Below are 13,273 nucleotides of genomic sequence, written 5' to 3' on the forward strand. Positions count from 1 at the left end.
TAAAAAATATTTTCCTGCACATTCATCGTTAAAATCAATTTATTCTACTTATTTTTACAAAAAAATAAAAGCTATCAAAATAATTTTGATAGCAAATTAAAGTTTATATTCTTTTTTATCTATAAACTAGGGCCAACAACAAATAAGTTACTCAATCAAAATTAATATTTATTATTAAACATCATTCTTCTGAACTAATTGATTTAAACCTTCAGCTACATCTGCTAATTGCTGAGAAGAAGCTGCAATGTCATCAGACATATGAGTTATTTCTTGTGATACATCCAAAACTTCATCACTATTTTCAGCTAAAGTTTGGGTGGAATTGTTTATAGCTTCTATTGCTGCATTTAAAGCTAATAAATTAGTCTGTTCTGCTATATTATCAATCAATTTAATTATTTTCCCAACTTCTTCAGAATTATGATCAAGCTGATTAATCGTTTTTACTGTTTGACTTACAGAATCAGTAATGTCTTCCATACTGTCAATTGCTTTTTGAACTTTTTTGCTACCCAACTGAACTCTCTTATTAGTTTTTTGAGCAAATTCTGCTACTTCGTTAATACTATTAGATATACCGTGTATTTTAAGTGCCATTTTTTCAATCAAAGAAGAACTAGTTTCAATTGAGGCATTCCCTTCTTCAGCAGCAGCTGATAATTGTTGACTAGTAGCAGTAACTTCTCCAACTTTTTCTTTTATATTATTAATAATGATATTTAAATTCTGACTTAAATCTAAAGCTTCAGCCTGTTTTTCTTCTGCCAAATTTATTAAATGAATTGATTTATTAATTAACAAAATAGCAACAATTCCAGTGAAAATAAAAATAACCATAATTAAAATCTAAGTAGTAGGGCCAAACATAGCTAATATAGTATCTGTAATTATATAATATTCAACTAATAATTAGTGGAATTAAGGTAATTGAGTTTAAAAATAGATATTGTTTTGTTACTAAGGATACTTGATAAGTTTTTAATTTATTCCCTTTAACTACTAAAAATATTATTCTATCATATCTTCTAATGATATTTGCTTATTATGATCTCTTTGTTTACCTATACTAACTTCTTGATATTGAATTGCTTCTTCTGGACACCACTGTATACAGGCAAAACACAATTCACAATCGTCTCCCCAGACTGGACTATCATCAACTAAACTAATATTACCTCTAGGACAAAGTTCTACGCACTTACCGCATAAATTACAATCTTCAGTTGACCAAAAATCAGCTGCGGCTTCTTTGAATTGCTTAATTGCACCTTTATGGATCATTCCCCCCAAAAAATTAGCTAATTTTGAGCTAGTTTCTAATTTGTGCTGCTGCTTATTCTCAACTACCTCAATAATCTCTGATAATCGTTCTGCAAATGGAAGAGGCGGTTCTCCTGCAATATTCCTCATTATTTTCATAAAAATATTTTCCTCTAAAAAAGTATAACTAGCCTCTCTTACTGCAAATCCCGCTTTTAAATCTCCTCCACTTTTATTCAACAACTCTTTTAGCTGAATCAAAGTATTTCCTGGTGTTCCTCCACAAGTAGCTACAGCAAAAGTATACTCTTCCCCACTTAGTTTAATCTGTTTCACAAAATCTGCAACAATCCTCGGCAGACCCCAAGCATAAACTGGAAAGACAAAACCTATTCTTTCTGCTTCTAAACTATCACAATTATTCATAGCTTCAGAAATAGCTACTAACTCAACATTATCAAGTTTCTCTACTATCTGACGAGCAGCAAATAAAGAATTCCCTGTTCCGGAAAAATAAAATATTTTGTTTAGCATCATTGATCACCTTTATTCAATTAATTTTACTACCTTATTTACTTTTTTCTCTTCCTTCCTGATCATAAACAATAGCTGTCTTATCAAACTCATACAACAAACCATCACCAGCAAAGGTTCTATGTTCTTTTCCACTAATTTCACCAGCTAAAACTCCTTCTATTCCTATTATCAATTCATCAACTATATCTGCTTCTAAAGGGGTCCTTCTGTGCGCTGGTAAAACCATATCAAATTCATCTATTCTACTTTTTATCTTCTTGAGTCCGGCTAAAAATGTATTTAATGACTTTGAACTTCCTAACTGCAACCAAATGTGCCCCTCTACTATTGCATCTCCAGTAAATAATGCTTTATCTTCTTTATCAAGCAAACAAATACTACCTGCAGAATGACTAGGCAGGGCAATTACTTCAATATTTTTATCTCCCAAGTCAAATTGATGACCATCTTTTATGAAAATTAAATTATTATAATCTGCTTCAAGCCATCCCTCTACATCAAATTGTGGGGGATAAGGTCCCCGTTGTGCTTTCTCTAAAGCCCACTCCCTACTTTCTCGTTCAAAACATCCTTTTAATAATTTTGCATCAGCTTTAGTGATGTGAACATTATCAAATTGATAAGCTCCACCTACATGGTCAGGATGACCGTGAGTATTAACTACTACTATTGGCAGTTCTGTCAATTCAGAAATTAATTCTTTTAAATCTCCTATACCCCAGCCAGTATCAATTAATAAAGCTCGCTTACTACCTCTAACTAAATAAATAGTATTATCACCATTATCATCAATTGCTAAAATATCATCTGTTATTTCTTGTACTTCAAACCACTGCTCTTTCGTCTTCATTGAAAAAAACCTCCACTAATTTAATTACTTTTAATCCAAGCAACAATATATTCCACTGAATTAATTTATTCTCCCTTACTAATATTTTATTCTTTGTTCTGGGCCAACAACTTACGAAATCCTCTTTCATCAAAATACGTTACTGCTTCAAAATTAGCCGGATGATTATAGGCACCTTCCTCAAAATATTCTGTCCTTCCCCTCTTGCTCCACTAAATATTGATTAACTGACCTTGATACAGTAGTCTTTCCTGCACTAGGCAGCCCTTCTACTAAAATTAAATTTTCTTCCCCTAACACTTCACCTCTCAGTTTTATCACATAAAACTCTAATTACTATAATATTTCTCTGTAAAACTTAATTCTCATTCAATTGATTCAACTAAAACTGCACACCAGTTAATCAAATTCCGCAAAGTTCTGCGCAAAAACAAAATTTAGTATCGGCTCCCCTTCTTGAAACTCCAACATTTCTAATTTTAATTCTTTTCCAGCTAGTTCTTGTCTCGTCTTAATTATTTCTTTTTCTGGGGGAGTATTACTCATTCCTAACAACAAAATAGCTATTATTAACATCAATCCTAACAACAATATCTTATTTTTGTTTAACATTTTATTCCCTCCAGTCATTTTCTAATAGACCGCTTAGCAAAATCGAACATAGCTGTTATGATCTCTTCTACTTCTCGCTGATGATATCCTTCTAAATAAGCTTTCTTTTTAGCCACCAAACTATTAACTCCCATAATATTGGCCCACAGAATTAATGCTGTATCAGTAACATCTATATCTTCTCTAATACTTCCATCTGCTATTCCTTCTTTTACCGCAGTAGTTAAAAACTCAAAAGCCTGTTCTCCCTTTTGATAATACTCCTGCATCAACTGATCATCACTACTAAAATCTTCTTTTTGGGTTTCATAATTAGCGATTGCCTTAAAGTAATCGGGATATTCTTGATACAACTCTAAAAAACTACGGCCAATTGTCTCAATCTTGACCCAACCATTTTGTTCAGACATAGCTTCTAAATTCTGTTCTATCAACTTAATAAATTGTTCAAAAGCCCGAATAATCACTGCTAAATACAACTGCTGTTTACTATTGAAATAAACATAAATAGTTCGTTTACTAAATTATGCTTCTTGGGCTACTTCACTCATGGTAGTATCTTCATAACCGTAGGCAAAAAATAATTTTTCTGCCGCATCAACAATCTCTGTTCTATTTATTTCTTTTGCTTTTTCTTTTCTTGATTCAACGCCCATAATCTATCTCCTTTCATGAAAGTGTAATTAAATAAACTAATAGTTTACTTAATTACATTTTACTCTTTTTTTAATTATTATCAAGAAAAAAAGAACATATCTAATCTCAGACATGTTCTTAATTACATATTAATTATTAATTTTTTAAACTACTACCAATCAACTTTAAATTTTCTCCAATGTTATTTAATTCATTGACCACTTGGATTACTTTTTGCCCGTCTTGATTGGACTTTTTCTTACGGTAGATTTCTTTTATTTCCTGCCATCTTTCTTCTTTCTCTGCTGTCATCCGTCCAGTAATTTCATGAAACTTTAACAAACTAGCTTCAGCATGAGTTGCTAAGGTCTGAGCATCATTAATATAACTATTAACTATCAACTTATCCAATTCATCTTCATTCATAATCGGGACTACTTTTTCTACAATTTTATTCATATTCCGGTAAGACCCCTGCAGTTTAAATGGTGGTTCTGTTCTATAATCATCATTTTGCGAAGCAGATTTGATATATTCCATATTAACTCTTAGCACTTCATCTCTAATCTGGAGACAACTTTCTAATACCTTTTGGGCTTCTTCTAACTCTTCTTCAGTATAACTACCCTGCAAATTCATTTCTTCTTGCGTCTTAGTTGTAATATCCTCTAATAGTTGATAGATATCTGTTTGATTTTTCATATAAATATTATTTAAATATTGATTAGACGTGATAGCATTTTCAATATAACTAAGTTTAAAAGCCGATTCATTTTCTCTTAACATATCACCTAAATTATAGACATCAGCCCGATTGGCTAACATATCAGGAATCTTAAATTTATCTCCACTTTCAGTATAAGGGTTACCGCCCATTACTACAGCTACCTTTTTACCTCTAAATTGATAAGTTTTACTTTGGCCTTGATAGACACCATCTATCTTTCTCTGACCGTCGCATAAAGAGATAAACTTCTGTAAAAACTCAGGGTTAGAATGCTGGATATCATCTAAATAAATCATCACATTATTACCAATCTCCAGGGCCAAATTCAACTTCGCGAGTTCCTCCCTCGCACTAGCATTTTCAGCTTCCGCCGGATCAAGTGAGGTTACCCCATGCCCAATTGTCGGACAATTGACTTTAACCAGCATCATACTTAAGCGGTTAGCCACATATTCCACCAAAGTCGTCTTCCCATAACCCGGCGGAGAAATCATCAACAGCATTCCCATGTTATCAGTCCGCTTATCTTTACCAGCCGTTCCAATCTGTTTAGCTAGATTATCACCAATTAACGGCAGATAAACTTTATCGATTAATTTATTGCGGACAAAAGAAGTCAGCACACTCGGCTTTAAATCCTCAAAATTAAACCTACTTTTAAGTTCCGCAATTTTAGCAAACTTTAACTGCTGAAACTCCTGATACTGGGGCACAATATTGTTTTTAAAATTATCTAACTTAGCTAAAAAATCCGTTAAGCTAATTTGATACTGCCCATTATCAAGCTGAGGATGAGTACCTACTAAATTATCAATCTCAATTTGCGATTCTTCATTAATTATACGCCGCTGCTCATAATCATCAACCATTAAAATAGATAATACTTCATCAACATAATGATTAAAACTCACTTCTTCTTCATGTAAATAAGACTGCAGCCATTCACTAATTAAAATATACTTTCCTTCCAAATCATCTGCTAATTTTTCCACTGAACTATCAAAATCACTTTTAGCACTCTTAGCAATTAGAAAATCAGCAAACTGCTGGTGGATTTCTGCTGCTTCTTTACTAATTGCAAAAGCCTCATTTTGACTTATTTCTTTGGCTAAATATTCTGCTGTTTTGTGATACTGACTACATTTAATCCATTCATTATCTGCTGTAAATGATTTGATTTCAGCCGCTAAGATAGGGATAAAACTAGCCACTAACTCCCGCTGCGAATACTTAGCTATGACATTAACTGTTTTTAATCTCCGCTGCAACTTTTCTTTTTTCTCTGATGCTAAACCAAACTCCCAAAACAAGTTTGCTACTGCTCTAACTTGAGGACTGTAAGCTGCTAATTCTAATTCACGGTATTTCTCTACTACTGCCTTTAGTATTTTTCGTCCATCATGATCGTGAACTCCAGTGGTATAATATTCATTAGAATGCTGCTGCATATAATCTTTAATGATTTTAGTTAAAGCCTGCTCATCTTTTTGATAGAGGTTATCTAATTGATTTTGCTCCTCATATTTTTTAAAGATATTATAGGCTAAAAACTCAGCTCGGTAAACTTCTTTATTTTCAGAAATTACTTCCTGCTCCCACACCTGCTCGTAAGCACTAAATTCTTCTTGTTCAATCGCTTCCCAAAAGTCAGTACCGGAAATGTGAAAATAAAAGCCGTCATCTTTACGCATTAAACTTAACTCAGCTTCTTGATTATTAACTAAGAAATGATGATTGCCGAGCTTAATTGTATTCTCATCTAAAAATAATTCCTGCTTATCTTTTAACTGCTTGATACTAGTTTCCCTTAACGATTTAAGTTTGTTTTCAATATCATCTGCTTTGGTGCTCGCTCCAAGGTCAATTAATTCTGCAATAATATCTCTTATCTTATCAACCATTGGACTAGTAGATAGTAGTTCATTAATCTCTGCTACTTCATCACAAGAATGAACCCGATTCTTTAAACTTTTAAAAATTCTATCCGCCGCATTACCTAAAGAATCAATTTTTCGATTCTTCTGTTCCATTAGCTGCTGCTTTTTAGCTTCAAAAGTAGATACTATCTCTTCTCTTTTTTCAGTCAGTAGCACTATAAACTCATCAAATTCAGAAAATTTACTCTCTAACTCATCAATTTGGATAATAATTTTAGACATATATGATTCAGTTTTCTCAACAGTAGTTGATAGTTCTAAATAATTAGCTACAGAATGAGTTAAAAGATTTAACTTAGAATAAAACTCAGCTTCTTTCTCCTGCGCACTTAAATTATCTATTTTGTTTTTGAGCTGTGACTTGTGCTGATTTAAATTAGAGAATAACGCCGAAATTTTATCAATAATCACTGAAGTTTTAGTCGCATCTTTGATCTTTAGATTATTAACTATATTAATTAACATTTCTAATTCTTCAGAGACTTTTTTTATCTTTTTATTTAATTCTTCACCATCTACTACTTTCTCAATCTCCGGTAATTTATCCTTAATTTCTTGTACTTCTTCTTGATAGGGTTTTAAACTATTCTCCTGCAGCAGGAAGTTAATACAATCTTGGGCCAAGGTCTCCTGCTTTTCCTTAATCTCTTCCGCTAATTCCTCCACCTGCTCTTCTTCCATAAACTGCAGGTCCTTTAGCCCCGCTATTTCGCCTCTCACCTGTCTAATTTGCGTTAGATATTTGACAAAGTCATTAATATTCTCAAAACTAGCATAGCTAATTGCTTTTGTAATCTTAGTTACTTTTTCCTTAACTTGCTGATACTGCTGCTCGGTGTTTTCCTTGATTTTGCTGACCTTATCAAACTCTTTAATCGCAATTGCTCCTGCTTCTTTAATCTTTAGGAGAGACTCTTTAATCTTAAAAGCTTCCGGTTTATCAAGCCAGAAATAGTTATTAATAATATTTTCGGCATCATTAACTATATCTACATACAAACCATAGTAACTGTCATCTTTTTTAGATAAATTATACAGCGAATAACAATCTGCCATGACCCTAACTATCTGCTTATTGCCGATATTATATAGAAATTCATCACTTTTCTCTGCAGCATCAGTGCCTACTTCTTTACCAAAAGGCGTTTCCCAAATTTGGATCGTATGGTTCCGTTTCGCCTCTTGAGCGGCAGTAAAAATTATCATCTCTCCATTATCAAAATGAGTGTAGCCATTACACATAATCGGCGTCTCAATATCTTGATGAATAATATTATAATTATGAATTGAATATTCACCAGTTACGCGGTCATAAAAAATATACTGATAGTCTTCTCCATTGAGCGAAGCCTTTTTATTTTGAAAAACCATATTGGCATAATTTAACTGAAAACGCTTGAATTCTCCTGACTGCAGAAAAATACCGTCAGGAAAGATCAAGCCTTGGTCTTCTGGTAATAAAACCACTGATTTACCAATCGAGTCTATGCGCTCTACTTCTTCTGTCTTTTCATTAAAGACAATATAACGATAATTCTCTTCTTGATAAGGTTTAATCTTTAGTAAAATAAAGTTACCTACTACAGCGTAAAAGATAGTTGCATCATCAAGCTTTTGGTCTTTCCGTTCTACTTCATCAGAATAAATTCCCTTCCCTGAATTTGTATTATTCTCTATTTTTAGGGTTACATCGCCATTAATAGTTTCTACAAACAAACGATCGTCAATTGAAATATGGGGATAAAGACCAGCCACCTGGTCTTCTCTTGTCGTTTCAATCCATTCAATCTCCTGTTGAGGTGGATAAGAGATCTCATGACTAAATCTATTTCCTAAGTATTCTATAGTTTGATTATCTTTAACTAACCACTTGAAACTTTTAATATCATCTACATTATCCCCGGTTTGAAAGACCATATACAGAAAACCGTTCTTTTCATAAAACTTAGCAAAAAAACTTTCTTTATAGTATTGATACAACTCTTTAAAGTCTGCTTTAAAACTCTCATCATCCAGCAGCGTATAATCCGATTTAACAAATCTAGTCCCATTATACTGATAAAGAGAAAAGACATCGCTTAATTTAGTTTCAGATTTTAGGCCTAAGTGCACATTATAACCTAAAATAACCTGCTCCCCAACCGAAACTATATCACGCGGTATACAACTATTTTCTGTTACAATTGCTTCACTATTCTTTAATTTATTCTTTGTTTCTCCATAGATTTCTATTCGCTTTTCTTCTAATTTAGTTAATTTTTCTTGCAATTCTTCCGCTCGTTCTACTAACCGGTTTCTAATCACATTATAAGAAGCAAAACTATCCTGTTTTTCTTCTGTTGTAGATTCTTTAGCCACTTTAACCACCTTACTCCATTATCTTTTTAATTGGAGTATTAGCTAGCCCTAGCTCTTTAGCTTTACTTAACACATGATTTAATACAGTTTTCTTAGTACCAGTGGCGTCATTCATATAATTCATAATTGCACTAGAAATAGTTAAGTTCTTAATTGCTTCTGAATCTAAATTAAAACTATCAATTAAAGATTTAACCTCTTGTTTAAACTCGTCTCTATCTCCACTGAAAAATGTATCTTTAACATCAGTTAAGACATCAGAATTATCAACTAATCTATCTACCTGTTTTCCTCTCGTAATCGAATTAATTAAGTTATCAAAGAACATAGACTCGCCACCGACAATATCCACATTAGCATTCTGTAAGCCGTCTTTCAGGATTTCAGCCTGCGCTTGGGCAATTTGAGGTTGGATATTGATTTCGGCTAACTCTATTTCTTTATCTTTATTTAATCTCAACTTGAATTCTTCGTGTTCTTTACCAACAGAGTCTAATCGTTTCATTGCTTCCGCTTTCTTATTAATCCCCTCTGCCTCTGCTACAGCTTTGCCTTTAACTACCTCTGCTTCAGATTCTCCTGTTAACTTGATTGCTTTAGCTTCTGCTTCAGCCTGCATTTCTTTCACTTTAGCTTGAGTAGCACCTTCTTTTTCAGACGCTTCAGCTTTAGCCTTCATCACTCGAGCATCAGAAATACCTTCTACAGCAGATTCTTCGGCATTAGCATCAGCCATAATCTTAATCGATTCTGCCTTTTTGCGCGAAGTCTTTAATTCAGTATCAGCCTTAATAACCTCTTTTTCAGCTAATTCCGATTCACTTTGCTTCTCTGCTTCCGCTAATTTAATCTTTTGCAGTGCCTCTACTTCTGCATCACCTTCTGCAGTAGTAATATTCACATCTTTAGCCCGCTTAGCTGCTGCTAATTCTTTAGTATCTTTGATCTTTTCTTCTTCCTCAGCTACCGACTTTTCCACCATCACTCGTTCGCGAATTACTTCCTGCATATCTTTCTTTTCTTTCTCTAAGTTCTTATCTTTTTCTATTTGGGCCAAAGAAACTACCTTTTCTCGTTCCGTCTTTTCAATTTCTTGTTCCTTAGTCACCCGCTCTTCTTCCACAGCTTCAGTCGCCTCTTTAGACTTTTTGGCAACAATTATCTGACGATCCTTATTCTCTTCTGCAATTGCGATTTCTTCATCAGTTTTAATTCTCGCATTTTCAGACTTTAATCTCTCTTCTTCTTCCACAGTCTTGATTTGCGCACTTTCTCTAGACTTCATATTAGCAATTTCTCGCTTCTGTTTTTCCTCTGCTTCAGCCTGCTGGCGTTCTAATTCTAAAACTGCCTCTTTAGCACTGACATCCTGTTTGACAATTGTTTTTTCTTTGTTGCGCTGAATTTCATTTGCTTCCATAGCCTGCGTAGCAGTTAATTCTGTAATCTTTTTAATTCCTTCTGAATCAAGGACATTATTTTCATCTAAGTAATCCAATTTTGTCTGTTCTAAGTAATCAATCGCTGCATCATCTAAGACATAACCATTTAAATCAGTGCCAATCACCTGTAAAATTTCTTCTTTAAAGGTATCTCGTTCTGTATATAATTGAGTAAAATCAAACTTCTTTCCTACAGTTTTTAGAGCTTCAGAAAACTTAGCATCAAAAAATCTCATTAACGTATCCGTATCAGAAGCTTTTTTAGTCCCTAAAGACTTTGCTACCCGCAGCACATCTTCTTCAGTATGGTTAACCCGCACGAAAAAAGCTACTTTAATATCAGCTCGTAAATTATCTTTACAGACCAACCCATCTTTGCCGTCACGATGAATCTCTACTCTTTTTACTGAAACATCCATTGTCTCCCAGCGGTGCAGGATAGGAACCATCCAAGTTCCAGTGAAAGAAACTTTCGCTCCCCCAATTCCATTTCTGACAATTGCTGTTCCCTGACCTACTTTCTTGTAAAATAAGAGTAATAATAAAGGAAATCCAATAAAAACAAGAAATAAAATACCTCCTACTACATACAACACCATCTCTAACATTAAATTTTCCTCCTCATAATAATATAGCTTTTATTTTTTAAGTTGATCCAATTTATTTAAGGTTTAAATTTGCTTTAATTATTAAAACATAATTTTGCATATTTTTATATTTTATCCATTTAACATTAAAAAAATAATTAAATTAAATCAACTTATTAACAGATATTCAAACTCTAGTTTTATTAAGAATCACCTTAACTCTTGTCCTAGAATTTAATTAAGCAATTTTTCTTTAACTATATATAAATCCTTTTCTTCCACTTTAGATACTACCACCGCAGCACTACCTTTTAGGATTGTATCTCCTACAGATTTAACATTAATCACAATCGGATAGCCATCAACCATAATTTCTGCCTGCCCTATATTTTCTGCATTAATAGTAGATTTCAACACACAATCTTTTCCCACTATCTCTACACTGCTGCTATCTTCCATGGCGGCAAAAAATCCTGTTAACGGCTCAGTTAAAGCCTTGGTAAGCAAAACTGCTATAATTATATTTTGCCCAAAAATTAAAAATCCCCCGAACGATTGGGGAGAAATATTAGTATAATACACTAACATACTTAAGACCCACAATACAAGAAATAAAATAGTCCCATAAATCATAATTGGTACCGCACCAATATTAAGAAACTTAATTATTTTAACACCGCCGTCAAAATACAGATTCGAAGAACAATCCAGGTCGAAATCAAGATCAAAATCTATCACATTAACTGAAAAGACTCCTAATATCACTGACAGCCAATAAAAAATAACTATCATTAACAACATCGACGGCAGTATATTTATCCCACTAAACGCAAATGCAATATACTCCATAAACCTTCATTCTCCTTTTGGCTTAATGATATTCTCTTGTGTAACTTTCTCGTTACTCATAACTCATCATTGTTATTTTTGTTTTAATTACACTTGGCAGTATTGTAATAAAACCTACAACCTAGACTTGGCAATGCAAAGTCTCTACAACAGTTAGAATCTCCACAAAACCGGAGTTACTGTTTTTGTTTTTTCTGTTTTACTCTTCACTGATTATTATTTTTCTTGTTACTTTTTACTTGTTACTCTTTTCTTGTCACTGCTTTTTCTTGTTACTGCTTTACTCTTGCACTTGACTTTTATTTTGTGTCTCTTTACTGATCACTGTTTTACTGTTTTTATGCTTTATTCTTGAATTTGACTTTTATCTTATCTCTTCACTGATTACTTGTTACTCATCACTGTTTTACTGTTGCACTTGACTTTTATTTTGTGTCTCTTTACTGATCACTCATTACTCCTCACTTTTTTTTATCTCTTCACTGATTACTTATTATTGTTTTTCTATTTCACTGTCTTTTGTGTTTTTTACTGATTATTTGTTACTGATTACTCATCACTATTATTCTGCTTTACTCTTGTATTTGACTTTTATCTCTTCACTAGTCACTCATTACTAATTACTATTATTACCTTCGTATTTATTCAAACTAGCTGCCATTTTTCTCAAATTGACAATACTTAAATCTAATTCACTATCAGCATGTTGGGAAATTGTTTTTAACTTTGCTAATTTTATTTTCATATTATCTAAGTCTGTAATTGCTTGTTCATTAATTGAAAGATATTTATTAATTGCCTGCAATTCAGTTAAAATCATCTCTTTTTTCTCTTTTAATGAGTTAAGTTCATCTCCCATCTCTGCAGTTAACTCATCTTTAGTTTCTAGTAACTCAATTCTTGAATTAATATAATTAAGGTTAATATCCTCTATCGATTGATAAATATCTTTAACTTGGGCCAAATTATCTAAAATATTATAGTATACTTCTTCTGTGACCCTCATGAATTTTTGATAAGTAATTCCGTTTTTATCTAATTTGATATCTAAAATATTCTTAAACTTTTCAAACTTTTCAATCACTCTTAATAATTGATTTAAAGCCAAACGAGCACTTTCCTGATAATGATTAGTATTTGTCAAATCACTAAATTGAGTCTTTAATTCAGCAATAAAGGAAATTATCTCCTGCTTATAAGAAACATTACCTGTTCGCATTTTACTCTCATCTATATCTACTTTTAATTTTTCTTCTTTTTTATATCCATTGCTTAACGACAAATTTAGCACCTCCACTAATAAGGCACCTGCTAAAATCCCCCATCCAAACTGCTGCAGAGAGTCAACAAACAAAATGATTTCTACGCTCACTACAATTGGAACCAACTTTTGAATAAGCAATTTTTTAATCAACTTTACTCCCCTATCTTTTATTACATTATTTTGAAAAATATACTGTTTTTAGAATACCATT

The 13,273-nt window shown here is 32.8% G+C and carries 11 protein-coding genes; all 11 read right to left on the reverse strand.

Features of this window, described 5'->3' with window-relative positions; genetic code table 11:
- Window positions 1-174: 174 nt before the first annotated feature.
- Entirely contained in the window at window positions 175-840 is a 666-nt protein-coding gene (locus JOC47_RS05695) for a methyl-accepting chemotaxis protein (protein ID WP_204701101.1), read from the reverse strand.
- A 171-nt stretch (window positions 841-1,011) separates the two neighbouring features.
- Window positions 1,012-1,800 (reverse strand): EFR1 family ferrodoxin, encoded by a 789-nt coding sequence (locus tag JOC47_RS05700; protein WP_204701103.1) that lies wholly within the window; start codon window positions 1,798-1,800, stop codon window positions 1,012-1,014.
- Window positions 1,801-1,831: 31 nt separating this feature from the next.
- Window positions 1,832-2,650: an MBL fold metallo-hydrolase gene (locus tag JOC47_RS05705; protein ID WP_204701104.1), complete on the reverse strand. Its 819-nt coding sequence runs from the start codon at window positions 2,648-2,650 to the stop codon at window positions 1,832-1,834.
- A gap of 180 nt (window positions 2,651-2,830) precedes the next feature.
- Complete coding sequence (locus JOC47_RS15895; RefSeq protein ID WP_239550945.1) at window positions 2,831-2,950, reverse strand: KTI12 family protein; 120 nt, start codon at window positions 2,948-2,950, stop codon at window positions 2,831-2,833.
- A 99-nt stretch (window positions 2,951-3,049) separates the two neighbouring features.
- Window positions 3,050-3,262, reverse strand: a complete 213-nt coding sequence (locus JOC47_RS05710; RefSeq protein WP_204701105.1) for a hypothetical protein — start codon at window positions 3,260-3,262, stop codon at window positions 3,050-3,052.
- A gap of 14 nt (window positions 3,263-3,276) precedes the next feature.
- Window positions 3,277-3,729, reverse strand: coding sequence for a hypothetical protein (locus JOC47_RS05715; protein WP_204701106.1), 453 nt, complete (start codon window positions 3,727-3,729; stop codon window positions 3,277-3,279).
- 57 nt (window positions 3,730-3,786) lie between these two features.
- Entirely contained in the window at window positions 3,787-3,918 is a 132-nt protein-coding gene (locus JOC47_RS05720; protein WP_204701107.1) for a TetR family transcriptional regulator, read from the reverse strand.
- A 136-nt stretch (window positions 3,919-4,054) separates the two neighbouring features.
- Window positions 4,055-8,920 carry a DNA repair ATPase gene (locus JOC47_RS05725; protein WP_338035325.1) on the reverse strand — a complete coding sequence of 1,622 codons (4,866 nt, stop codon included), beginning with the start codon at window positions 8,918-8,920 and terminating at the stop codon, window positions 4,055-4,057.
- A 10-nt stretch (window positions 8,921-8,930) separates the two neighbouring features.
- A complete protein-coding gene (locus JOC47_RS05730) occupies window positions 8,931-10,970 on the reverse strand; it encodes a flotillin family protein (RefSeq protein WP_204701109.1) in 2,040 nt (679 codons plus the stop codon).
- 213 nt (window positions 10,971-11,183) lie between these two features.
- Window positions 11,184-11,798 carry a hypothetical protein gene (locus tag JOC47_RS05735; protein WP_204701110.1) on the reverse strand — a complete coding sequence of 205 codons (615 nt, stop codon included), beginning with the start codon at window positions 11,796-11,798 and terminating at the stop codon, window positions 11,184-11,186.
- A gap of 616 nt (window positions 11,799-12,414) precedes the next feature.
- A complete protein-coding gene (locus tag JOC47_RS05740) occupies window positions 12,415-13,212 on the reverse strand; it encodes a hypothetical protein (RefSeq protein WP_204701111.1) in 798 nt (265 codons plus the stop codon).
- Between the last annotated feature and the right edge of the window lie 61 nt (window positions 13,213-13,273).

The sequence above is a fragment of the Halanaerobacter jeridensis genome, from assembly GCF_016908315.1.
Lineage (GTDB): Bacteria > Bacillota > Halanaerobiia > Halobacteroidales > Halobacteroidaceae > Halanaerobacter > Halanaerobacter jeridensis.